Genomic DNA, 23,635 nt, shown 5'->3' with positions numbered 1-23,635 from the left:
TTACTCCTTCGCCGCATCGGCATAGCGCGCTGCCATCTCATCGCGCAGTTTCCGCTTCAAAAACTTGCCGACGCTCGTTTTCGGAATTTCATCGAGAAACACAATGTCATCCGGCAGCCACCATTTTGTAAATTGCGGGCGCAAAAAGTCGTACAGCTCTTCTTTTGTCACGCTTTTGCCTTCTTTCAGCACGACGCAGGCAATCGGGCGCTCTTGCCATTTCGGATGCGGCACAGCGACGACCGCCGCTTCGAACACCGCCTCATGGGCCATAAGCGCATTCTCCAAATCAACCGATGAAATCCATTCGCCGCCGCTTTTAATGACATCCTTCGTCCGGTCGACAATTTTCACAAACCCTTCTTCGTCCACGGTGACGACATCGCCGGTATGGAGCCAGCCATCGCGAAATGCTTCGTTCGTTCTCTCATCGTTGTAATACTCGGCCGCAATCCACGGACCGCGCAAGCAAAGCTCGCCCATTTCCTGGCCGTCCCAGCGAACCGGCCCGTTTTGGCCGATCACTTTCATCTCAAGCCCCGGCGCAAGCAGCCCTTGCTTGGCGCGAATGTCCAGTTTCTCCTCGTACGACAGCCCGTCTTGATAGCTTTTCGGGCGTGAAACAAGCACAAGCGGGCTCGTTTCCGTCATGCCGTACGCGTGAATGAACGGAATGCCGTATTTTTCTTCAAACGCGCGGATGATCCCTTTCGGCGCGGCTGAACCGCCGCAAATGACGCGCGTCAGGCTGCTGACGTCATAGTTTCCTTTCTCCAACTCTTGCAACAGCCCGAGCCAAATCGTCGGCACGCCGGCGGTGATCGTCACTCGTTCGGCGTCAATCAGCTCGGCAAGCACTTTCGGTGTAAACGCCGGGCCCGGCATAACGATCGTCGAACCGAACCAAGTGGCGGCAAACGGCAGCCCCCACGCGTTGACATGGAACATCGGTACGACCGGCATGACGACATCGCGCTCGCACAGCCCTTGCGTATCAGCCAGCCCTAACGCCATCGCGTGCAAGACGGTGCTGCGGTGCGTATACACAACCCCTTTCGGATTACCCGTTGTCGCCGACGTATAACACATACCAGCCGGTTGGTATTCATCGAGGTCTTTTAAGAACGGAAACGCTGGGTCGCCCTCGGCAAGCAGTTTCTCGTAATGATACACTGGCGACAACGTTGTTTCCGGCAGCTCGTCGGCATCGGTCATGACGATGAAAGCGCGTACGTTCGGGATCTCGTCCTTGATCGCTTCAATTGCCGGCAGCAAATCATCATCGATCAGCAGCACACGGTCATCGGCGTGGTTGATGATGTAAGAGATATGCTGCGGCGAGAGGCGGATGTTGATCGTATGGAGCACCGCCCCGATGCCGGGAATGGCAAAATACGCTTCCAAATGGCGGTGATGATTCCAAGCGAACGTGCCAACGCGGTCGCCGACTTCAACCCCGATCCGCTTCAACACGCTTGACAGCCTGCGCGTCCGCTCGCCGATCTCCTTGTATGTATGGCGGACGATGCCGCCTTTCATGCGCGAAACGACTTGTTTTTTCGGGAAAAACAACTCCGCCCGCTCGAGCATCATGGAAATGTTTAACGGTGTTTTCATCTCGGTCATTCCTCCCCCTTTACCAAATGCGCATGTTCATTGACTTTAGGCGGCTCCCCGCCGCCCCATTGGCCATCCGGCCCATGCGCAGCCGTCCACACGCCGCCCGGCTGCAGCCGAACGAGATGGCGGAGCCGGCCGTCAGCAAACAGCGCCTTCGCCTCACCCGTCTCCAGCACCGGGGCAAGGCAGACGTCGACCGCTTCGGCGAACGCGCTCCACTCATCCAATGTCTTTTCACGGAACAAGGCGGCGAGCTCGTCATATACGGCTTCCCCCGATCGCGCCGGCGCCCATTGCGCCTCCGTCCATTCCGGATGGCCGACCGCCTCGCAAAACCGCCGCCAAAAGTGCGGCTCGAGCGCCGCTAAACTCATATAACGGCCGTCTTTTGTCTCGTACAGCTGATAGCACACCACCTCCCCGGAAAGCTCGACAAGGCCGTTGCCCGGCCCGCCGCCGTGCTCAATGGCAAAATGGCCAGCCATCATCGCGACCAATCCGTCCACAAGCGAGACGTCAAGATAAGCCCCCTTGCCGGTCCGCTCGCGGGCAAACAGCGCCGCCAACACGCGCTCGGCCGCCGCCATGCCGCCGATAAAATCGGCAAGCGTGATCTTCGGATGAACCGGTCGGCCGCGTTCATCGGCCAGCTGCGCCAATAAGCCGGAGAGCGCCATATAGTTTAAATCATGGCTGCCAAGCAATGAGCGGCCGCTCTGTTGACCGAAGCCGCTGATCGAGCAATAGATGATTTGTTCGTTCATGCGGCACATATCGTCATAACCGAGCCCAAGCCGCGCCATCACCCCGGGGCGGAAGCTTTCGATCACCACATCGGCGCGGGCGGCGAGCCGCCGGGCTTGCTCGCGCCCCGCCTCCGTCTTTAAATCAAGAGCGACGCTTTGTTTACCGGCGTTATAGGCGGCAAACAACCGGCCCTCGGCGAACGGGCGCAGCCGGTCGCCGGACGGCGGCTCGATTTTGATGACGTCCGCTCCGAGCTGCGCGAGGCGCCAGCTCGCAAACGGGCCGGGCAAGTAATGGGAAAAATCAACGACTACAATGCCATGAAGCATATCTTTCCCTCTCTCTACAAATCTAGCTGCCGGGCGATGATCGTTTTCATCATCTCGTTCGTCCCGGCGTAGATGGCGCTTACGGGAATGTCGCGATAGCGCCGGGCAATCTCGTATTCTTCCATATAGCCGTAGCCGCCGTGCAGCTGCATCGCCTCGGCGGCGACGCGTTTCGCCATCTCGGTGATCCACCATTTCGCCATCGACACTTCCGTGACGATCTGTTTTCCCGCCATATGCTCCTCGATGACACGATCGACAAACGTGCGCCCGAGGGCGATGTCGGTCGCCATTTCGGCAAGGCGGAACTGGACGGTCTGAAACTCGCTCACCCGTTTGCCGAACGCCGTGCGCTGTTTGACATATTGCTTCGTCAAGGAAAACATCACTTCCGCCGCCGTTTGGGCGGCAATGGCGACAACGAGCCGCTCCTGCTGGAGCTTTTCCATCAAGTAGTAAAATCCTTTTCCTTCTTCGCCGAGCAAGTTATGCGCCGGTACTTTCGCATCCTGGAAAAACAGCTCAGCGGTATCTTGGGCGTGCAGTCCGACTTTCTCAAGCTTCCGGCCGCGCGTAAACCCCGGCGTGTCGCGCTCGACGACAAGCAGGCTGATGCCGCGGTGCGGCGGCTTTGCCTGCGGATCGGTTTTGCAGGCGACGACGATCAAGTCGGCATGAATGCCGTTCGTGATAAACGTTTTTTGTCCGTTGACGATGTAGTAGTCACCGTCTTTTACTGCCGTTGTCGAAATGTTGGCCAAATCCGAACCCGCCCCCGGCTCGGTCATGGCGATCGCCGTGATGAGCTCGCCGGTGACGCATTTTGGCAGCCATTTTTGTTTTTGCTCCTCCGTTCCGTACGATGCGATATACGGCGTGACAATGTCGTTGTGCAAGCCGATGCCGACGAGGCTCGATCCAACTTTTTCTAGTTCTTCGTTAATGACAACCGAATAGGCAAAATCGGCGTTTAGACCCCCATACTTCTCATCGACCCAGGGGCAAAGAAAGCCGTTCTCGCCCATCTTCGCCCAAAACGAACGCGGAATGATGCCGCGCTTCTCCCAATCGTTATAATGCGGGTACGCTTCTTTTTCCAAAAACTTGCGAAACGCCGCGCGGAACATATGGTGCTCCTCACGCAAATAGCGAGCCGTCACCCGTTCATCCCTCTCTTCTGTTCGGTCACTTTTTCTCTGTTCCGCCCGCCGCCTGTTTTTTCAGCTGTTCGCGCAACAAAAACTTTTGGATTTTCCCGCTCGCGTTGCGGGGCAGAGCATCGATGAAATAGTAGGCGCGCGGACGTTTGTACGGAGCAAGGCGGTCGCTCGTTTTGCAAAACTGCTCGAGCTCATCGGCGGTCAGGAGGTCATCTTTTTTGACGACGAAGGCGACGACTTTTTCGCCCCACAGCTCATCCGGCTCGCCGAGCACAGCGACATCAAGCACTTTCGGATGCTCGTACAACACGTCCTCGACTTCGCGCGGATAGACGTTTTCCCCGCCGCTGATCACCATGTCATCGACTCGGTCGGCGACATACAAGTAGCCGTCTTCATCAAGGTAGCCGAGATCGCCCGAATGATACCAGCCTTTGTACAACGCTTTTTCCGTCGCTTCCTCGCGCTTGTAGTAGCCGGCCATCATGCACGGCCCGCGCATCACAATTTCACCGACTTCATATGGCGGCAGCACATCGTCTGGGTCGGACGGCCCGTCTTCACGCGCGCGGACGACGCGGATCTCATGGTTCAGGCAGGCGCGTCCAGCGGAACCGGCTTTTTTCAGCTGCTCGTCTTCCAGCAAAAACGTCACCGCCGGCCCCATCTCGGTCATGCCGTACGCTTGAATCAGCTCGATGCCGAGCCGCTCTTGGCACTGCCTGACAAGCGCTGGCGCCATCGGGGCGGCGCCGTATAGGCCGAGGCGAAGCGAAGATAAATCGTAACCGCTTACATTCTCCTGCAAGATCATGTTCCACATCGTCGGGGCTCCGAATAGGATCGTAATCCGCTCCCGTTCGATCGTTTCAAGCACCAGCTTGGCGTCAAAATGGTGCAAAATGACGCTCGCCGCTCCGGCATGCACGCGCGGCAGCAAGCAGCAATGCAGCTCGGCGCAATGGAACAGCGGCGCTGCCGCCAGCCCGCGATCCGTCTCGCGGATGCGCATGACGCCATGGCAAATGACGCTTTGCTCGATCATGTCGCGGTGACGGTGCATCACTCCTTTTGGACGTCCCGTTGTGCCGCTTGTATACATAATGGCATAAAGATCGCTCTCATCCACATGAACACGCGGCGCTTCCCCTAGGGCCCGCGCGGCCTGCTCGTGAGCGTTTTTGGCAAACGGCGGCGGATCGCGGTCGATCGACCAAAATGACACGTGCGGGAAACGGCTGTGAATCGCGGCAAGTTCCGGTTCCACCGCCCGTTCAAACAGCACGATTTTCGGCTCGGCGTCCGTCAAAATATAGGCGATTTCTTCCGCCCTCAGCCGAAAGTTGATCGGATTGAACACCGCGCCGATTTTGGAGCAGGCAAACAAGGCGGTCGCGAGCTCAAGCGTATTGTACAGCACCGTCGAAACGCGGTCTCCTTTGCGGACGCCCGCTTCCAAAAACGCGTTCGCCCACCGGTTCACTTCCCTCTCCCATTCGGCGTACGTATAGCGGCGTCCGGTCGCCGCGTCGACGACCGCCTCCCGGTTTGGAAACTTTCGCACTGTCTGGGAAAACATCTCCCCAATCGTCATGTACAAGCGCCTTTCCCCCTTTTCTCCGAATGGACGCAGGGCGTGCAGATCCACTAGACAGATCATTCAGATAAATAGGTGTATGATGCCCCCGCTGTTTATGTATTCGCTCTTTTTGATCGCATTCCTCTTTTTTGCGGCACAAAAAAGAAAGGAAGACCTCTTTCTTTCGACAAGAAAAAGAAAGAGGCGCCTCCTTTGCTTTTTTTCATCTCGCGCCGAGAAGACCCCCACTTCCACGCGTGAGCGTAGGTGGGAGAGCGTTCAAGCATGAATCACTAAATCGCGGTCACGGATCGTCATCAGCTCTTTTTTGTCGTAGCGCCCTTCATGAAGAAGGCGGACCGCCTGCTTGCGGATCGCTTTTTCGATTAAGTTGCGCACATAGCGGCCGTTGCTGAACTTGAGGCGGCCGGTCGCTTCCAGCGTCCCTTCGAGATGAATGTACAGTTTCCGCTCCGCTTCCGGCGTCATTTCATACTCGCGTTCGCGCAGCATTTGCTTGGCGATTTGCACAAGCTCCTCGACCGTATAATCGGGAAACTCGATCGTGAGAGGAAAGCGCGACGGCAAGCCGGGATTTAGCGACAAAAAGTAGTCCATTTCTTTCGGATAGCCGGCCAAAATCACAACCAAGTCGTCGCAATAGTCTTCCATCCCTTTGACAAGCGTGTCAATCGCTTCTTTGCCGAAATCTTTTTCGCCCCCGCGGGCGAGCGAATACGCTTCATCGATGAACAAAATTCCGCCGCGCGCTTTTTTGATCAAATCGCGCGTTTTGCTCGCCGTATGCCCGATGTACTCTCCGACCAAATCGGCCCGCTCCGCCTCGATGAAATGCCCTTTGGACAGCACGTTCATCTCAAAAAACAGCTTGCCGAGCAAGCGCGCCACCGTCGTTTTGCCGGTGCCGGGATTGCCTTTGAAAATCATATGGAGCGCCTGGCGGTTGGCCTTTAAGCCGTTCTCCTTGCGCAGCCGGTTGATGTACAGCCAGGCGTAAATTTCCTTGATGATTTTTTTGACATGATCAAGGCCGATCAGTTGATCAAGCTCCTTTTGAATATTGCGGAGCGCCTGATGCTCTTCGCCATCGAGCCAGTCGTTTCTCTCTTCTTTCACTAAATGGTTTACCGTTTTGGAGTTCAACACGATGTTGATTTGCCCTTTCGCCTTGTTCATCGTCAATTCTGACAAGGGGCGTCACCTCGCTTCCCGTTTTCTGCCATCCGCACCCGTTCCGACTTGGCTTTTGACGCCTTGCCTTTTCGTTACTAGTATACGTACGCCACCGCCGATCCGTGACAATCGCCCAAACGAACAGCGGGTCGGCTATAGCGGAAAAAGTTTGTATATGTTTATTCACAAAAGCGGCGGTTTACGCATCTGAATTCACCTCGTCCCTCACTTCCCTTCGGGTGACGCAGGAGCTTGTCGATCAAATAGCGGGCGCGGAAGGAAAACGGAAAATGGCAAAAGGCGCCCTCCGCGAAGGAAGGCGCCTTTTTTTCGGCGGCGTATGTACCGTCGGTCTTACTGTTCGGTTTCAAAATGGATGTTCCGCTCCGGCGCAAACGTCGAAATGGCGTGCTTGTAAATGAGCTGTTGTTTTCCTTGCACTTCCAAAAGTACGGTGAAGTTGTCAAACCCTTTAATGTACCCGCGCAGTTGGAAGCCGTTCAATAAGAAGACGGTCACTTGAATGCCCTCTTTGCGCAGCTGGTTTAAAAACTGGTCTTGAATATTGATCGCATTTTTCATCAAACGTCCTCCTCTTTTCTCTCTAAGGATATACTTATATATTCGCTTCAAGTTGAAGCTTTCCTGCTACATAGCGAGAAATTTCCTGCACCTTGGCGGCGAACTGCCCGGCGTCGGTCATGTCAAACCATTTCACCGGCATTTGGTTGCGAAACCAAGTGAGCTGCCGTTTCGCATAGCGGCGCGAATTTTGTTTCAGCTGCTCGATCGCTTCATCAAGGGAAACGCGGCCGTCAAAATAGTCGTACAGCTCCTTGTAGCCGATGGCTTGCACCGCCTGGCAGTCGCGCAGGCCGCGGTCATAAAGCGCTCTCGCCTCTTCGATCAACCCTGCGGCGATCATCTCATCGACCCGCTCGTTGATGCGGCGGTAAAGCGCCTCCCGCTCCGCCGTCAAGCCAACGATGGCCGCCTCATACAAAAGCCGCTTTGACTGCCCTTGCTGCCACTCGCTGAACGGCTTCCCGGTGCAATGATACACTTCTAAGGCGCGGATGACGCGGCGGATGTTGTGCGGATGAATGCGGGCCGCACTTATTGGATCAACCGCCTCAAGCCGCCGGTGAAGCGCTTCGGCTCCTTGCTCGGCCGCCAGCTGTTTGAGCGCCCGGCGGTACGCTTCGTCGGAAGGGGCGGCGGAAAATTGGTAATCGTAAAGGGCTGCCTGAATGTACAGCCCGGTGCCGCCGACGATGATCGGCAGCCGGCCGCGCGCCGAAATCTCGGTGATGAGCGCACGGCAAAGCCGCTGAAATTCGACGACGGAAAACGGTTCGCACGGCTCTTTGATGTCCAGCAAATGATGCGGGATTCCTTCCATCTCATCGGGCTTCACTTTCGCCGTGCCAATGTCCATCCCTTTATAAATTTGCATCGAATCGCCGCTGATGACCTCTCCGCCCAGCTTTTTCGCCAACGCGATGCCGAGCTTCGTTTTGCCGACCGCCGTCGGCCCGACGATGACGGCGACTTTTTCAGCCATAGCGTGTCACTGCTTTCTGTTGTGGGACTTGTGTCAACCATCATTATACATAAAAACAGCTGTGCATGGAACCATTTCTTTCATACGTTTTCGCCATCCACAAATCGTTTTATACATGGCAGCGCGAAAAATCGCCTTTCTTCCCTTTCGCCATAACCATATGGAAAAAAATGAACGCCATAAAAGGCGCTCATCATAATGAAAACTTGTTGACAATCGCCTGCAAATCGTCCGCCATTTTCGAGAGCGACGCGGCCGAAGCTGAAATTTCCTCCATCGAGGCCAGCTGTTCCTCGGTCGCCGCCGACACCTCCTGCGCACCGGCCGATGTCGACTCGGCCACGTCGGCGACAAGCCGGACGGAGCGCACCATTTGCTCCGAAGAAGAGACCATGTCGCTGACCGCGGTGGATACGTCGCGGATTTGCGCCGCAACTTCGTCCACGGCGGCGCGAATGCGGGCGAACATTTCTCCCGAGGCGCGAATGACGTTCGTTCCGGCCGTCACTTCGTTGACGACCGACTCCATCGATTGGACGGCATGGACCGTTTCTTCTTGAATGGCAGCGATCAATTCCGCGATTTGCTGGGCCGATTGGGCCGATTGCTCGGCGAGCTTCCGCACTTCGTCAGCGACGACGGCAAAGCCGCGCCCGTGCTCGCCGGCGCGCGCCGCCTCAATGGCGGCGTTTAAGGCGAGCAAGTTCGTCTGCGCCGCGATGCTGCGGATTGCTTCGATGATCGAGCCGATTTGCTCGGAACGGTGGCCAAGCCCTTTAATGAGGTCAGCCAGCCGCTCGACCGTATCGTTCACTTTGTTCATTTGCGCGACGCCCGCCTCGATCGTTTGCCCGCCCTCAGCCGCTTGTCTCGACGCCTCACTAGCGATGGCGGACACGCTTTGCGCCCGTCCGGAAATTTGCTCGATTCTCTCAGACATCGAATCGACGGCGGCGGACGTTTCTTCCACGCTTTGCATTTGCTTGTCCATGCCGGAAGCAACGCCCTGAATCGTCATGGCGATTTGCTCGGTCGCCTTGCTCGTCTGTTCGGCGCTCGCTGCCAGCTCCTCCGACGAAGCGGCGACTTGCTCGGCGTTTTGCGCCACTTCTTGGAGCACTTCGCGCAAGTTTTTCGCCATTTGCTCAAACGAAGCGGCGAGTGCGCCAATTTCATCGCGGTTGCGAACCGAGAGCCGCCCGTCCGTCAAATCGCCGGCAGCGATCCGCTTCGCCGCTTCCGACAGCGCCAATAGCGGGCGGGAAAGCGAGCGGCTGATCCAATAGTTGGCAATCGCGCCGACCGCCACGGTCAATATGCCCACAACGATAATGAACTTCTGCACATCTGAAGCTTCATCATCCGCTTTTTTGCTTGCTTTGTTCATCTCCGACTGCTGGCTGGAAATAAGCCGGGAAACGACGTCATCGAACTGATTTGTAATGTCTCGACCCGTCGTCACAATGAGTGCATTGTATTCCGCCGTTTTGTTTTGATCTTTTAAATCAAACGTTTTTTGCCCCAGTTCGTAAAACTGCTGCTCCAATAAATCAAGCTGAGCCAGCCATTGTTTTGTTTGGGCTTGCGTCAACTCCGCCGCAAGTTTTTCGCTTATTTTCTTGTACTCCTCATGCGCTTTTTCAAAGTTTTTCCTTGACGTCTCATCGCCAGTCAACAAATAGCCGCGCATGCTGCCGACTTGGCGGCGGATGAGCACCTCCAGCTCCTTGACGTTGACGAGCTTCGGCACCCGTTTGTCAATGACATCGGTATATGTACCGTTCAGTTTGGAAATTTCGTAATAAGAAAAGCCGACTAGCCATACAATCAATACGTAGACAAGGCCAAACCCAGCCAGCAGTTTTTTGCGCACGGTCATTTTCATGTTCATTGGCAAATCCTCCGTCTGTGAATCAGTATGTTGTTCCATCTACATTATCGGATGATCACAGACAATGTTTAGGGTTTTTTTGGCTCTTTCGCCATCTTTGATGAAAAGGCCTGCTTCATTGAGAAAATCAACTGGATTTTCTCAATGAGCCTCCTCTTTCACCGTAAACTCGCAAGGAGAGCAAACCGGCCGCCCCCATGCCGCTTCCCCGCCTTACGCCGTTCCTTCCGGCTGCCACGTGTTTCGGCCGGTTTCGGCTTCATCATGAATGAAAAGCGAGGTGACAAGCGCGGCGATGCTGCCAATGAGGCCGAATAAAAACAAATGATGGATGCCGGTCATAAACGTCGGCGCCTTCGTCAAAAACGCTCCCATGACGGTCACGCCGATCGCCGTGCCGATATTGCGGCAAAACATAAAAAAGGACGTCGCGATTCCTTTTTCATGGACGTCCGCAAGCTGCTGCGAGCCGATGACGCCGACGGTCGAGGTCAACCCAAACGACAGCCCTTGGACAAACATGACGAAAAACACATACCAAAACCCGTGACTTTCGTTCAGCAGCGCCAGAAGCAAGCCGGACGCAACCAGCAGCACATTGCCGATGATGAGAAGCGGACGGTAGCCATAGCGCAAAATCCATTTCCCGGCCGGCACGGCGGCGATCATCCAACCAACGGACGAGCCGAGCAAAGCGACGCCGCTGATAAATACCGATAAATGAGCAACATTTTGCAAAAAGAGCGGAATGTAGCTTGACGTGCCAAACAGCGCGACGCAGCTGACAAAGCCGTTAATGTTCATCCATTTGAGCGTGCGGTGATGAACAAGTGAAAGCGGCACGAGCGGAGACGGCTGCCGTTTTTCGAAAAAGTAAAACACCATGAGCAAGAGCGCACCGGCCGCCCCGTACCACCATTGTCCGCGCTTCGCAACAGTGACGAGCAAAAGCAGGCTGACTGCGGCGGCAAATAACACCGCCCCCATATAGTCAACCGCCGCCCGCTTCGGTTCATATACTTCTTTATATGGAAACAACGTCACAAGCGAGAGCAGGCAAATGGGAATGTTGACATAAAAAATCCAGCGCCATGTCGCGTATTCGACAAACAGCGAGCCTAAAAGCGGCGCCAAGACGGCGGAAATCCCCCACATGGCGGTAAAAAACGCCTGGATCTTTCCGCGCCTTTCCACCGGAAACAAATCGCCGGCGATAATGGCCGGAAACGGCATCATAAACCCGGCGCCGACCCCTTGTACGGCGCGGAACAGGACGAGTTGCACCATATTTTGCGACAAACCGCAAAGAAGCGAGCCAATCAAAAATACAATGATGCCAAAGCTGAATACGTTTTTGCGGCCAAACAGGTCGGACAGACGGCCGGCAATCGGTGACAGGACGGTTGTCGTAATCATGTATGACGCAAACGCCCATGCATAAAGGGAGAATCCCCCAAGTTCTTTGGCGATGATCGGCATCGTCGTGTTCATGATCGTCGTATCCATCGAGGCGACGAGCATGGCCAGCACAATGCTCACCATCACGGACAGACGGCTGTTCATACCAATGCCCTCCTTTTTGATCATCTATGAATATCTTATTTTACATGATGAATCATCATGGCACCAAATGATACGCGCCAGAAAGCCGGACTATTTGTACTTGTTGCTGTTTTTTGTTGCCTTAAAGCAGAAAGCCTCAAAACCGCTAACCCGTTTTTCCGCGGCATCATCCTGCATCTTTTTTGGATTCGGCTTTCACTCGCACGAACAACAAAAAAGCTGTTCACCGAAGCGCCTAAGGCTTCGCACGAACAGCTGCGTTAATCGTCTTTCATTTAGTTGATGACCCGAACCGCTTTTACATACCGCGTTTTCCAATAGGATGACGTCAGCGACGAATACGCAACACCCAACGAAACGGTCGCGTTGATCATTTGCCCGTTGCCAGCGTAAATGCCGACATGGTTGATCGTCCCATTTGAATCGGTGTCAAAAAAGACGAGATCGCCTTTTTGCAATTGGTTAAACGACACCGTTCTTCCGGCTTGCGCTTGAGCGGTGGATGTGCGCGGCAGCGAAATGCCGGCTTCGCTGAAGACGCGCATCGTAAACGATGAGCAGTCAAACACATCGGTGCGCGACGGGCTTGCTCCGTACAAATAACGCGCCCCTAAATATTTTTCCGCAATATCGATGATTCGGTCGGCAAGCGATGCGGACGACTCAGTGGCAGCCGAGTTGGCGGCCGATACTTGCTGCTTGGCCTCCCGGACATCAGTCGTTCCGCCCGCCACTTTAATGGCTTGGCCAATGCGGATGGTGTTCGGGTTTGTAATTTGCGGATTCAGTGCCAATAGACGGTCGACCGTCGTTTGAAACTTGTTCGCAATCTCAAGCAGCGTATCCCCCGCCTGCACGATATACCGGCCGCTTGTCGGCACGGCTGCCGGCTGCACATTGTATGTATTGGAACGTTCCTGTTCCCCTGCTACTTGCAGCTTCTGCCCGGCGCGAATGAAGTCTGGGTTCGTAATGCTTGGATTAAGCTTGAGCAACGCATCCACAGTCGTGCTAAACTTGCGGGCGATTCCGCTTAGCGTATCACCAGGCTCGACCGTATATGTATTCGAAGAAGTTTCGTTTGATTTATTTGGTTCATTGACGCGCAATACTTGTCCGGGAAAAATCAAATCCGAAGACAAACCGTTTTCTTGCTTTAACGCTGCGACCGTCGTGCCGGATTGCCGGGCAATCTTCCAAAGCGTATCGCCTTTTTGCACCGTATAGCTCGCCGCCGATGCCGCGTGGCCGGCCAACAGCGAGCCGATCAACGTGCTTGTCAATACAACCGTCTTTTTCATGCTGCATCCCCCTATGACGTCGATATGGATCTTTATCTATCCAGCCGCTTAGCCAAAATTCGCTATCACTCTACAAAATTCACCACGTATTCCTACACATGAGCCATTATAGTAAAATCAAAGCAATCCGTCTGTAACAGAAAGAATAAAAGTAGATTACAAAACGATTACAAAAAGCGCCCCCTTTGTCGCGCAAAGGGGGCGCAGGCTACATCACCCGTTTAAATAGTTTTTCAATTTCATATGTCGAAAAATGAACGATGATCGGCCGGCCGTGGGGACAAGTAAATGGGTCCGTTGTCTGCCGCAGCGCCTCAAGCAAAGCGAACAGTTCATCCTGGCGCAAATGTTGGTTTGCTTTAATGGCGCGCTTGCAGCTCATTAAGATCGCCGCTTGTTCGCGCAATTGCTTGATGTCGACCGTTTTGGCCGCCAACACTTGTTCGATCATTTCCTCGATGATTTCCTTTTCTCTCCCTTTCGGAAACCACGTCGGATGGGAGCGAACGAGAAACGCCCGCGGCCCAAACGGCTCAAGAAACACGCCGCAGCGCGCCAACTCATTGCGGCAGGCGGCGATCCGCTCGTACTCGTCGGCTGGATATTCAAACATCAACGGAACGAGCAGCTCCTGCACTTCCTTCGTGGCTTCGCCAAGTTTTTCCCGGAAATATTCATAGTTGATCCGCTCTTGAGCCGCATGCTGATCGATCATATACAGCCCATGTTCGTTCTCCGCCAAAATGTACGTCCCATGCAATTGTCCGATCGGATAAAGCGGCGGCAGGCGATCGGCCGCCGCTTTATCCTCCGCTTGCCCATCTGTCGGCAAGCGGAGGGCGCGCCGCTCTTCTCCCACCTCTTCCTCCTGCTTTCGCTCGAAAGCGGGCCCATGTTCGTCCGGTATTCCCCATTCATCCGTCTGCACAGCCGCGGATGGCCGCTCAGCCGGTGCGTCACCGGTTAGCGGCGCAAAAGGGGCGGTCGCATCTTCCCCGCCGCCGATGTCGCTCGATAAGACAGACGGCTCGCGGACGCGATGAGTGAACGTCCAAGCCGCCTGCTCCGCCTTTGGTTTTGCCATCTTGCTGTCGGCAGATACGGACGGAATGAGCGTCCGCTCGCGAAATGCCTGGCGGATGGCGTCTGTGACGAGCTCATTCAGCTCTGCTTCCTTGCTAAAGCGGACTTCGAGCTTTGCCGGATGGACGTTGACGTCGACAAGCACCGGATCCATTTCAATGGATAAAAACACAATCGGATAGCGGCCAATCGGCAAGAGCGTATGGTAGCCGGCTTCAATCGCTTTCATGAGCGGCACGCTGCGCACATAGCGGCCATTGACAACAAGCGAGATGTAGTTGCGCGAGGCGCGCGTCACGTCCGGCGGCGAAATGTAGCCGCGAACGGTAAAATCGAGCGATTCCGCTTCGATGGGGATCATTTGTCTCGCCGTCTCGGCGCCGTAAATAGCGGCGAGCACGTGCCGGACATCGCCGCTGCCATTGGTGGCAAGCAATGTTTTGCCCTGGTGGCGGAGGCGAAATGATACGTCCGGATGGGCGAGCGCTAGCCGGTTGACGACGTCGGCCGCATGGCCGAGCTCGGTGTGGATCGTTTTCATATATTTCAAGCGCGCTGGGGTGTTGAAAAACAAGTTCGATACGGTAATATCCGTTCCTTTGCGCCCCGCCGCCCGCTCGCGGGAGACGAGTGCGCCGCCTTGAAGCACAAGCTTCGTTCCCGGTCCGCTGCCCGTGCCGGTCGTCAGCTCCACTTCGGATACAGAAGCGATGCTCGGCAGCGCCTCACCGCGGAACCCGAGCGTGCGGATGCGGAACAAATCGTGCTCGTTGTGAATTTTGCTTGTCGCATGGCGTTCAAAAGCGAGCAAGCAGTCGTCTTCCTCCATGCCGTCGCCGTTGTCGATGACGCGGATTTTCGCCATTCCCGCCTCTTCAAGCTCGATGTTGATGACCGTACTATGGGCATCAATGGCGTTTTCCACCAACTCCTTGACGACCGAAGCCGGCCGCTCGACGACCTCGCCGGCGGCGATTTTGTTTGCCAGCAGGTCATCGAGCTTGCGGATGCGTCCCATCGGGCCTCCCTCCTTTACTTGAGGAGCTTTTGCAGTTCATACAGTTTGTTGAGCGCCTCAAGCGGCGTCATCTCGAGCAAATTGATCTCTTTCAGCGCCGCGAGCGCCTTTTTCTCTTTGCTTGAAAGAGGCGGCTCCACAGGCGCCGGGGCAAGGTCAGGAAACATGCTCAGCTGCTCAAACGCCGCTTCCGCCAAAACGCCCTCCCGCGCCGCGCCGGCTGACGGACGGGAGGCCTTCTCGCGCTCAACCTTGCTGCCGACGTCTAACGCTTCGTTCCCCTGAAAAGCCAAACCCGCTTCCGCCAAAGCGCCATCGTCCATCCTGCCTGCGGCGGCTTCCTGTTTTCCCGCCGCTTTCTCCAGTTCCGCTAAAATGGCCCGCGCGCGTTCAATGAGCGAAGCCGGCAGCCCGGCCAGTTCGGCGACGTGAATGCCGTAGCTCTTGTCGGCCGGCCCGTCGGCGATTTGATGCAAAAAGACGACTTTGCCGTTTTCCTCGATGGCGCGGGCATGGACGTTCGAAAGCCGCGGGAGCGAACGCTCCAAGGCGGTGAGTTCATGGTAGTGGGTGCTAAATAGTGTTTTCGCGCCGATATGGTCGTGAATGTACTCAATGATCGCCTGGGCGAGCGCCATGCCGTCGTACGTCGATGTGCCGCGCCCGATTTCATCAAACAAAATGAGGCTGTTTTGCGTCGCATGAGCGATGGCGTGGCGCGCCTCCAACATTTCGACCATAAACGTGCTTTGTCCTGCCGACAGGTCGTCAGCAGCGCCGATGCGGGTGAACACTTGGTCAAAAATGGGCAGCACCGCCCGCTCGGCGGGAACGAAACAGCCGATTTGCGCCATGACGGCGGTGAGCGCCACTTGCCGCATGTACGTGCTTTTTCCAGCCATGTTCGGTCCAGTGATGAGCAGCATTTCCCGCTCGCGGTTCATGTAGCAGTCATTCGGCACGTACATTTGCGCGCCGAGCACTTTTTCGACAACCGGGTGGCGGCCGCCTTGAATCACCAAGACGCGCTCCGTGGAAAACTGCGGACGCACGTAGCGATACTCGTCGCTGATCGTTGCGAATGATTGAAGCACATCAAGCTCGGCAATGGCTTTCGCCAACGTCTGCAGGCGCGGGATGTATTGCTTCACCTGCTCGCGAATGGCGACAAACAGTTCATATTCGAGTTCGATGCTTTTTTCTTCCGCCTCCAAAATGAGCGCCTCTTTTTCCTTCAACTCCGGGGTGATAAACCGCTCGGCGTTGGCGAGCGTCTGCTTCCGCTCGTAACGTCCTTCCGGAACAAGGGGGAGATTGGGCTTTGTCACTTCAATATAGTAGCCAAACACTCGGTTGTAGCCGACTTTGAGCGATTTGATGCCGGTCGCTTCCCGCTCCTTCGCCTCAAGTTCAGCGATCCACGCTTTGCCGTTGCGGCTCGCATCGCGGTAGCGGTCGAGCTGCTTGTCATATCCGTCTTTGATGAGGTTCCCTTCTTTGACGGAAAGCGGCGGCTGTTCTTGAATCGAGCGCTCGAGCAAATCGACGAGCTCTTCGCACGGGTCAAGGCGCTCGCACAGCTTGTCCGCTTCAGCGAGCGGCAGTGCGCCGACCGTCTGGCGGAGCGCCGGCACTTGAAGAAGCGACTTTTTCAGCTGCACGAGATCGCGGGCATTGGCGTTGCCGTAGGAGACACGGCCGACAAGGCGCTCAATGTCGTAAACACCGCGCAGCCTGTCGCGCAGCTCCTGCCGTTCAAAATAGCTCGTTTTCAACGTTTCCACAAAATCGAGGCGCCGTTCGATTTCGCGCCGATCAATGAGCGGCCGGTCCAGCCATTGTTTTAAGAGCCGCCCGCCCATCGCTGTCACCGTTTCATCCAAAAGCCATAACAACGAGCCTTTCCTTCCTTTTGACCGCACCGTTTCGACCAATTCCAAATGCAGCTTGGAATGTCGGTCCATTTTCATATAGTGGTCAACTTGATACAACTCAGCCGGCTGCAAATGATCGAGCCGCCGCTTTTGCGTGCGGACGAGGTAATGAAGCAAGCGGGCTGCGGCCTGCCGCAGCTTTTCTTGCGCCACATGGCCGATGACGCCGTTCCATTCGTCGCATAGAGATGTGTCGTCCTCATAAGAGACCGCCGCCCCGTACCGCTCTTTCAGCTCGCGCACCCACTCTTCGCCGCTGTCTGTGGCAACGATGATCTCCCGCGCTCCAACGGCGTGCAATTCGTTTGCCGCTTCCTCCCACGAAGAAAGAAGCGTCAACCGGACCTCGCCGGTCGACAAATCGGCGTAAGCCAATCCGTATGTACCATCAGCAAACGGCGTGAGCGCCGCCAAGTAGTGGTTTTCCTTCTCGGTGAGCCCTTTGCCTTCCATGAGCGTCCCTGGGGTGATGAGCTGCACCACTTCGCGGCGAACGACGCCTTTGGCCGTTTTCGGGTCTTCGACTTGTTCGCAAATGGCGACTTTATATCCCTTTTCGATTAACTGTTCAATATATCCTTGCGCCGAATGGTACGGCACCCCGCACATCGGCACCCGTTCATCGCCGCCGCCATCGCGGCTTGTGAGCGTAATTTCCAGCTCTTGCGCCGCCTTGATGGCGTCGTCAAAAAACAGTTCGTAAAAATCGCCAAGCCGGAAAAATAAAAACGCGTCCGGATATTGCGCTTTAATGTGCAAATATTGCTGAATCATCGGTGTGTACGATGGCATCGCTTCTCCCCAACCTTTTCGGCCCGAAGGCTCGTTGATTGCGCTACTATTATAACAAGCGGCAAAAGAAAAAACTAGGAAAGAAATTTCCTAGTTTTATTCTTCTTCGCCAAGCAGCAAATCTGGGCTTAAATCTTCTAATTCTTCATCAAGGTCATCCTCGTCGCAAAAATCGTCGTCCTTGCCGCAGCCTTCCGGATTGATGGCAACGCACACCTTCGTTTCGCCGATCACTTCGGCGACAAACTCCCGCTCAACATCGACGACGATTTTATTGCCGTTTGGCGAAATCGTGCATTCGAGGCAGTTCGGCTGCTGGATGACGCGGACGATGACATCGGTGTCATCGCTGATTAAATGATCTTTGTCGCGATATTTTAATTTGACGACGTCCGTATACGACACCGTTTCGGTGACGACTTCGGTTTTTGTATTGTGGTTGTACGAATACCAGACGTTGATGTCATAATGGCCGTGAATTTCGACCGTTTTATCGCATTTTTTCGCTTCATAACGGTGGTTGATGATCCAGCAGCCGAGAATGCTTGACGGGCGGTTCGGCGCCGTCACCGTATGGGTCGATTGTGTAAACTTGCGGCCTTTGCCGACAACAGCTTTCGTAATAATTTCTCTGTATTCAGACATCGAACGGAACCCTCCTCAAATGAATCTTCATTTCATCCTATGCGCCATCTCCGCTAATGTGCACAGCAAATGAATCATTATTCCGTATAGTTCATTGTATGCGCCTGCTCCGTTCGATGTGCCTTCTTTTTTGCCGCCAGATAGCCGCCCGCGGTTCGGGGAAAGGGAGAGCGCGCCCATAAGAAAAAAAGCGCCCCAAAGGACGCTTTTGAGCCGCATGCCATTAATGGCAGCCGCCGTGTTTGTTGTAGCGAAGCGCGGCGCCGGTTTCGCCGCGCAGCACGTCGCCGCCCGTCGAAGCGAGAATTTCATCGGTCACCGTATTCGAAATCGTCGAGGCGACGAGCTGAAGCAGGTCGTTCACATCGGATTGGGACTGCTGGAATTCGCTGACGATCGGGATTTGCGACAACTCTTCGTAAATGGCGTCAATTTTGGCCTCAACCTGTTTCAGCGCTTCATGTTTTCCGTAATGCTGAAGGTTGACCGCTTGCTTTTGCAGCGATTTCAGCTCGTTGATCAACGTGCGCACTTTTTCGTTTTGGTGGATTTTTTCTTCCGCTCGTTTGAAAAAGTCGACTTCTTCCGTTTCGGCGATCATTTTCGCCAGCTGCTTCGCCTGGGCCAAGATATCATCCCGCGTATATTTTGCCATGTTCGTTCACCTCGATCGCTTCATTGACTAGCTCGCCCGTCAGCGTCCACGTCTTTGCCTGCGTAATGCGCACGTTGACCAATTGGCCAATGAGCGATTTGGGGCCGACGAAGTGGACGAGCTTGTTTTTGCGCGTATAACCCGCCAATACATCCGGATTCGTTTTGCTTTCGCCTTCCACAAGCACTTCGACGACTTGCCCTTCGTATTGCTTCATTTTCTTGGCCGCGATTTCTTGAACAAGGTCGTTGAGACGCTTGAGCCGCTCTTTTTTCACTTCCATCGGCACGTTGTCCTTCATGTTCGCCGCCGGCGTGCCTTCGCGCGGTGAATAGATGAACGTGTAGGCAGAGTCAAATTCGACTTCACGGTAAAGCGACAGCGTTTCTTCAAACTGCTCGTCCGTCTCGTTCGGGAAGCCGACGATAATATCCGTCGTCAACGCGACATCCGGAATGGCGGCTTTGATTTTGCGAACGAGCTCCAAGTACTCCTCGCGCGTATATTTGCGGCCCATCATTTTTAAAATTTCCGTGCTGCCCGATTGCACCGGCAAATGGATATGCTCAACCAAGTTGCCGCGTTTGGCGAGCACTTCGATGAGCCGGTCGTCAAAGTCGCGCGGATGGCTCGTTGTGAAGCGGATGCGCGCAATGTCAATTTTGCGCAGCTCATCCATTAAATCGCCAAGGCCGTACTGGATGTCGGTGAAATCTTTTCCGTAAGCGTTGACGTTTTGCCCAAGGAGCGTAATTTCTTTATAGCCTTGGGCGGCGAGCTGGCGCACTTCTTGGATGATGTCTTCCGGACGGCGGCTTCGCTCTTTGCCGCGCGTGTACGGAACGATGCAGTACGTGCAAAACTTGTCACAGCCGTACATAATGTTGACCCATGCTTTAATCTTCCCTTTGCGCACTTTCGGCAAGTTTTCAACAACGTCGCCCTCTTTCGACCATACTTCGACGACCATTTCTTTCGACATGTACGCCTCATGCAAAATGTACGGCAGGCGATGGATGTTGTGCGTGCCGAAAATAAGGTCGACGTATTGGTATTGCTTTAAAATTTTCTTGACAACCGATTCTTCTTGCGACATACAGCCGCACACGCCGAGCAATAAGTCCGGGTTCGTCGTTTTGAGCGGCTTTAAGTAGCCGAGCTCGCCAAACACTTTGTTTTCCGCGTTTTCACGGATCGCGCACGTGTTGAGCAAAATGACGTTTGCCTCTTCCGGACGGTCGGTCGGCTCATAGCCGAGCGCCATGAAAATGCCGGCCATCACTTCCGTATCGTGCTCGTTCATTTGACAGCCATACGTGCGGATGTAAAACTTCCGTCCGCGCCCCATGCCGCGAAACTCTTCAGGAATCGCAAAGTCTTTGACGTACTTGACTTCCTCTTTGCCGCGTTTCTTCGCCTCTTTTAAATTCGGCGGGAGAAACACGCTCGTGAAATATTTCTCATAGTCTTTCGTCGTTTTTTCTTTCAGCCGGTCCAAGGCGGATTTTCTGTCCGCTGGATGGCTTTCGGTTTTGATTTGTCCCGTTTGCTCCAAACGTTGTTTTTCGTTCATAGCAATCTCCTTTCTTCACAAAATCATTCGATCATCCGGGACGAGCGGCCGCCTTTTCCTGTGCAGCCGGCCTCGCCTCGGCAAATTTCTTCCAACCACACACTACCATAGTATATCGCGAGCGGCAAGGAAACACAATGGGGTTTGTTCCGGAGGACCGGAACATGTCATGATAACAAAAAACACCCAATGAGGCAAGCCTCCATCGGGTGCAAATGGTTTCCATTTTTACATAAACTCTGCTACGAGTTCGGCGAACTTTTCTTTGCTCATTTTCAGCTCCGCCTCGGCAAGCGGCGCCTCGCTGTAGCCTGGCACAAGCTCTTGGTACGACTTTTGTTCTTTGTTTTGATAAATGATCCCGGTGACGAGCCCATCGTATTTCATGACCGTCTGCATCGCCATCTCCCGGTCGGACGGGTCGTATCCTTCGATGTCGCTCACCTTGATGAGCCGCTCTTTGAACCACTCGTACGTATTCACTTTGTTGTACGTCACGCACGGGCTGAAGACGTTGATGAGCGCAAAGCCTTTATGCTTGACGCCTTCCTCAATCAAGCTCGTCAATTCTTTTAAATCGCTTGAGAAACCTTGCGCGACAAACGTCGCTCCGGCGCTTAACGCGATCTCGAGCGGCGACAAAGCCGGCTCGATCGACCCGTGCGGCGTGCTTTTTGTTTGGAAGCCGGCAGCACTGCGCGGCGATGTTTGTCCTTTCGTCAACCCGTAAATTTGGTTGTCCATGACGATGTATGTGATGTCGATGTTGCGGCGAATGGCATGAACCGTGTGCCCCATGCCGATCGCGAATCCGTCGCCATCCCCGCCGGCGGCGATGACCGTCAAATCGCGGTTCGCCATTTTCACTCCTTGCGCCAGCGGCAAAACGCGGCCGTGCGTGCCGTGAAAGCCGTAAGAGTGAATGTAGCCGGAAATGCGGCCCGAGCAGCCGATCCCGGAAATGACCGCGAGTTCGTGCGGCTCCAACCCGAGATTGGCGGCCGCGCGCTGGATGGCGGCCTGCACGGAAAAGTCGCCGCACCCCGGACACCAGTTCGGTTTCACATCATTGCGGAAATCTTTAAAGGTGGCCATTGCGCTAACAACTCCTTGCATTTAGTATAGACGTCGCCCGGCAAGAACGGATTGCCGTCGAATTTTAAGACGCTGGCGATTTTATCAGCGTGCCCGACGTTCATTTTCAACAAGTTCGCCAGCTGCCCGGTGGCGTTTTGCTCGACGACGACGACTCGTTTCGCTTTCTCGACAAGCGGCCGCACGTCGTCAACCGGGAACGGATGAAGCAGACGGATGTGCGCATGGTTGACTTTGACGCCATCTTGCTCGAGCCGCTCCATCGCTTCTTCAATGGCTCCGCGCGTCGATAAAAAGCCAACAAGGAGCAAATCCGGTTCTTCGTGGCGGAGTTGTTTGTGCACCGGCGTCGGGAAGTGGATGTGCTCGAGTTTGCGCATCCGTTTTTCCATTTGCGCCCGGCGGTTTGCCGCCGTCTCTGACGGGCGGCCTGTTTCGGCGTGTTCGACCCCGGTGACATGGTGGATGCCGTATTTTGTTCCCGGCAGCACCCGCGGCGAAACACCGTCCGGCGTGATTTCATACCGTTTGAAGTTGTCTTTGTCCGGAAGCGGCGGCAGCTCACCATTCATCAGCTTGCCGCGGCGGATCTCGATCCGATCGTAATCAAGCGGCTCAACCGTCTGCTTGCCGAGCGACAGCTGCAAATCCGACAGGAAAATGACCGGGCATTGGTATTCCTCGGCTAAGTTGAACGCTTCCGCCATATCGTAAAACGCTTCTTCGACCGTGCTTGGCGCCATGACAATTTTGGGAATTTCCCCGTGCGTGCCATAGATCATCGCGAGCAAATCCGACTGCTCTTGCTTTGTCGGCAAGCCGGTGCTTGGACCGCCCCGCTGCGTATCGACGACAACAAGCGGTGTTTCCGTCATCCCGGCCAGCCCAATCGCTTCGGCCATAAGCGACAACCCGGGTCCGGCCGAAGCGGTGAACGCCCGCACGCCCGCATAGTTGGCGCCGATCGCCATCGTACAGGCGGCGATTTCATCTTCTGTCTGGATGACCGCGCCCCCAAAATCCGGCAGCTTTTTAATCAAATACTCCATAATCTCCGAAGCTGGGGTGATCGGATAGGCGGCCATAAAGCGCGCCCCGCCGGCAATGGCGCCCAAGGCGATGGCATCGTTGCCAATCATGAACATTCGCCGTTTGCCGTCGGCTTTGGCTAGTTTCATCGTTTTCGTCGAACCATCGAGCTGCTCTTTCATATATTGCGCTCCAGCGCGAATCGCTTCCATGTTTTTCTCAACGACTTGCGCCCCTTTGCGCCCAAATGTATCAACGACAACACTTTCGAACACGGCGGCGTCCAAATCGAGCACCGCACTTGTCGCGCCGATGGCAACCATGTTTTTCATCAGCGGATTGCCAAGCTGTGTGGCGATATCGGTGAACGGAACGGCGTAAAGCGCCACTCCTTTTCCTTCCGGAATCACCGGATTGAATTTGGCGTCCGCCATGACGATGCCGCCGTCACGCAGCTCGTGGAAGTTGAAGTCGATCGTCTCTTGGTCGAACGCCACCAAGATGTCCAAATCATCAGCGACCGCCCGCACCGGTTTTGTGCTGACGCGAATTTTGTTGTTCGTATGACCCCCTTTGATGCGTGAAGAAAAATGGCGGTATCCATATAAGTAATATCCGAGGCGGTTCAGCGCTGTGGAGAAAATTTCCCCTGTACTTTCAATTCCTTCCCCTTGCTGGCCGCCCACCTTCCATGACAGCTGTTCGATCATGCATTACACCCCTTTATATTCACTCCAGCCTTTCGCTACTATTGTACCACTTTTCTGACAAGGAAACTACCATTTTGGACGCCTTTTTCAGCCGGCGCCGCCGATGCCCTGTCTTCTATTCTAGGATACGCAGAGCCGATACTCAGTGATATT

Annotated in this window: 18 protein-coding genes; 1 reads left to right on the top strand and 17 read right to left on the bottom strand. The window is 55.0% G+C overall.

The features are described 5' to 3' along the window. The 9 genes from GHH_RS06150 to GHH_RS06110 form a co-directional block, all read right to left on the bottom strand. Window positions 1-1,617, bottom strand: a complete 1,617-nt coding sequence (locus GHH_RS06150) for a long-chain fatty acid--CoA ligase (RefSeq protein WP_015374460.1) — start codon at window positions 1,615-1,617, stop codon at window positions 1-3. Between the two features lie 5 nt (window positions 1,618-1,622). After that, complete coding sequence (locus tag GHH_RS06145) at window positions 1,623-2,696, bottom strand: CaiB/BaiF CoA-transferase family protein (RefSeq protein ID WP_015374459.1); 1,074 nt, start codon at window positions 2,694-2,696, stop codon at window positions 1,623-1,625. A gap of 14 nt (window positions 2,697-2,710) precedes the next feature. Continuing rightward, window positions 2,711-3,856 carry an acyl-CoA dehydrogenase family protein gene (locus GHH_RS06140; RefSeq protein ID WP_015374458.1) on the bottom strand — a complete coding sequence of 382 codons (1,146 nt, stop codon included), beginning with the start codon at window positions 3,854-3,856 and terminating at the stop codon, window positions 2,711-2,713. Between the two features lie 25 nt (window positions 3,857-3,881). Continuing rightward, window positions 3,882-5,456, bottom strand: a complete 1,575-nt coding sequence (locus GHH_RS06135; protein ID WP_015374457.1) for a fatty acid--CoA ligase — start codon at window positions 5,454-5,456, stop codon at window positions 3,882-3,884. Between the two features lie 258 nt (window positions 5,457-5,714). After that, complete coding sequence (spoVK, locus tag GHH_RS06130; protein ID WP_011230813.1) at window positions 5,715-6,647, bottom strand: stage V sporulation protein K; 933 nt, start codon at window positions 6,645-6,647, stop codon at window positions 5,715-5,717. Window positions 6,648-6,983: 336 nt separating this feature from the next. Then, window positions 6,984-7,211, bottom strand: a complete 228-nt coding sequence (gene hfq / locus GHH_RS06125) for an RNA chaperone Hfq (protein ID WP_015374456.1) — start codon at window positions 7,209-7,211, stop codon at window positions 6,984-6,986. 34 nt (window positions 7,212-7,245) lie between these two features. Beyond that, on the bottom strand, window positions 7,246-8,193 hold the full coding sequence (miaA, locus tag GHH_RS06120) for a tRNA (adenosine(37)-N6)-dimethylallyltransferase MiaA (protein ID WP_013145694.1): 948 nt from the start codon (window positions 8,191-8,193) through the stop codon (window positions 7,246-7,248). Window positions 8,194-8,386: 193 nt separating this feature from the next. Next, window positions 8,387-10,084 carry a methyl-accepting chemotaxis protein gene (locus GHH_RS06115; protein WP_015374455.1) on the bottom strand — a complete coding sequence of 566 codons (1,698 nt, stop codon included), beginning with the start codon at window positions 10,082-10,084 and terminating at the stop codon, window positions 8,387-8,389. 213 nt (window positions 10,085-10,297) lie between these two features. Further along, window positions 10,298-11,647, bottom strand: a complete 1,350-nt coding sequence (locus GHH_RS06110) for an MDR family MFS transporter (protein ID WP_015374454.1) — start codon at window positions 11,645-11,647, stop codon at window positions 10,298-10,300. Between the two features lie 57 nt (window positions 11,648-11,704). On the opposite strand from GHH_RS06110, the gene GHH_RS18020 reads away from it, so the two are divergent. After that, a complete protein-coding gene (locus tag GHH_RS18020; protein ID WP_236612591.1) occupies window positions 11,705-11,911 on the top strand; it encodes a hypothetical protein in 207 nt (68 codons plus the stop codon). Between the two features lie 11 nt (window positions 11,912-11,922). Here the strand turns inward: GHH_RS18020 and GHH_RS06105 are convergent, their stop codons facing one another. The 8 genes from GHH_RS06105 to GHH_RS06070 all read right to left on the bottom strand — a co-directional run bounded on the left by GHH_RS06105 (window position 11,923) and on the right by GHH_RS06070 (window position 23,482). After that, window positions 11,923-12,948 (bottom strand): LysM peptidoglycan-binding domain-containing protein, encoded by a 1,026-nt coding sequence (locus GHH_RS06105; RefSeq protein ID WP_011230807.1) that lies wholly within the window; start codon window positions 12,946-12,948, stop codon window positions 11,923-11,925. Window positions 12,949-13,156: 208 nt separating this feature from the next. Next, window positions 13,157-15,049 carry a DNA mismatch repair endonuclease MutL gene (mutL, locus tag GHH_RS06100; RefSeq protein WP_015374453.1) on the bottom strand — a complete coding sequence of 631 codons (1,893 nt, stop codon included), beginning with the start codon at window positions 15,047-15,049 and terminating at the stop codon, window positions 13,157-13,159. A gap of 14 nt (window positions 15,050-15,063) precedes the next feature. Further along, window positions 15,064-17,775 (bottom strand): DNA mismatch repair protein MutS, encoded by a 2,712-nt coding sequence (gene mutS, locus GHH_RS06095; RefSeq protein WP_013523438.1) that lies wholly within the window; start codon window positions 17,773-17,775, stop codon window positions 15,064-15,066. Between the two features lie 96 nt (window positions 17,776-17,871). Next, complete coding sequence (locus GHH_RS06090; RefSeq protein ID WP_015374452.1) at window positions 17,872-18,420, bottom strand: outer spore coat protein CotE; 549 nt, start codon at window positions 18,418-18,420, stop codon at window positions 17,872-17,874. Between the two features lie 223 nt (window positions 18,421-18,643). Then, on the bottom strand, window positions 18,644-19,075 hold the full coding sequence (locus GHH_RS06085; protein ID WP_011230803.1) for a RicAFT regulatory complex protein RicA family protein: 432 nt from the start codon (window positions 19,073-19,075) through the stop codon (window positions 18,644-18,646). Beyond that, complete coding sequence (miaB, locus tag GHH_RS06080) at window positions 19,053-20,648, bottom strand: tRNA (N6-isopentenyl adenosine(37)-C2)-methylthiotransferase MiaB (protein ID WP_013145701.1); 1,596 nt, start codon at window positions 20,646-20,648, stop codon at window positions 19,053-19,055. Before miaB ends, GHH_RS06085 begins: the two co-directional genes overlap by 23 nt. Window positions 20,649-20,876: 228 nt before the next feature. After that, window positions 20,877-21,743 (bottom strand): 2-oxoacid:ferredoxin oxidoreductase subunit beta, encoded by an 867-nt coding sequence (locus GHH_RS06075; RefSeq protein WP_011230801.1) that lies wholly within the window; start codon window positions 21,741-21,743, stop codon window positions 20,877-20,879. Beyond that, window positions 21,710-23,482, bottom strand: coding sequence for a 2-oxoacid:acceptor oxidoreductase subunit alpha (locus GHH_RS06070; protein ID WP_015374451.1), 1,773 nt, complete (start codon window positions 23,480-23,482; stop codon window positions 21,710-21,712). The genes GHH_RS06075 and GHH_RS06070 overlap by 34 nt, the downstream gene beginning before the upstream one ends. Between the last annotated feature and the right edge of the window lie 153 nt (window positions 23,483-23,635).

It is taken from the genome of Geobacillus sp. GHH01 (assembly GCF_000336445.1).
Lineage (GTDB): Bacteria > Bacillota > Bacilli > Bacillales > Anoxybacillaceae > Geobacillus > Geobacillus zalihae.
This window is presented reverse-complemented; position numbering and strand designations above follow the sequence as displayed.

What these genes read in the sequence shown, in the direction of transcription:
- GHH_RS06150 (WP_015374460.1), bottom strand. Translation starts at nt 1,617, where the DNA reads ATGAAAACACCGTTAAACATTTCCATGATGCTCGAGCGGGCGGAGTTG.
- GHH_RS06145 (WP_015374459.1), bottom strand. Translation starts at nt 2,696, where the DNA reads ATGCTTCATGGCATTGTAGTCGTTGATTTTTCCCATTACTTGCCCGGC.
- hfq (WP_015374456.1), bottom strand. Translation starts at nt 7,211, where the DNA reads ATGAAAAATGCGATCAATATTCAAGACCAGTTTTTAAACCAGCTGCGC.
- miaA (WP_013145694.1), bottom strand. Translation starts at nt 8,193, where the DNA reads ATGGCTGAAAAAGTCGCCGTCATCGTCGGGCCGACGGCGGTCGGCAAA.
- GHH_RS06115 (WP_015374455.1), bottom strand. Translation starts at nt 10,084, where the DNA reads ATGAACATGAAAATGACCGTGCGCAAAAAACTGCTGGCTGGGTTTGGC.
- GHH_RS06110 (WP_015374454.1), bottom strand. Translation starts at nt 11,647, where the DNA reads ATGAACAGCCGTCTGTCCGTGATGGTGAGCATTGTGCTGGCCATGCTC.
- GHH_RS18020 (WP_236612591.1), top strand. Translation starts at nt 11,705, where the DNA reads ATGGCACCAAATGATACGCGCCAGAAAGCCGGACTATTTGTACTTGTT.
- GHH_RS06105 (WP_011230807.1), bottom strand. Translation starts at nt 12,948, where the DNA reads ATGAAAAAGACGGTTGTATTGACAAGCACGTTGATCGGCTCGCTGTTG.
- mutL (WP_015374453.1), bottom strand. Translation starts at nt 15,049, where the DNA reads ATGGGACGCATCCGCAAGCTCGATGACCTGCTGGCAAACAAAATCGCC.
- mutS (WP_013523438.1), bottom strand. Translation starts at nt 17,775, where the DNA reads ATGCCATCGTACACACCGATGATTCAGCAATATTTGCACATTAAAGCG.
- GHH_RS06090 (WP_015374452.1), bottom strand. Translation starts at nt 18,420, where the DNA reads ATGTCTGAATACAGAGAAATTATTACGAAAGCTGTTGTCGGCAAAGGC.
- GHH_RS06085 (WP_011230803.1), bottom strand. Translation starts at nt 19,075, where the DNA reads ATGGCAAAATATACGCGGGATGATATCTTGGCCCAGGCGAAGCAGCTG.
- miaB (WP_013145701.1), bottom strand. Translation starts at nt 20,648, where the DNA reads ATGAACGAAAAACAACGTTTGGAGCAAACGGGACAAATCAAAACCGAA.
- GHH_RS06075 (WP_011230801.1), bottom strand. Translation starts at nt 21,743, where the DNA reads ATGGCCACCTTTAAAGATTTCCGCAATGATGTGAAACCGAACTGGTGT.
- GHH_RS06070 (WP_015374451.1), bottom strand. Translation starts at nt 23,482, where the DNA reads ATGATCGAACAGCTGTCATGGAAGGTGGGCGGCCAGCAAGGGGAAGGA.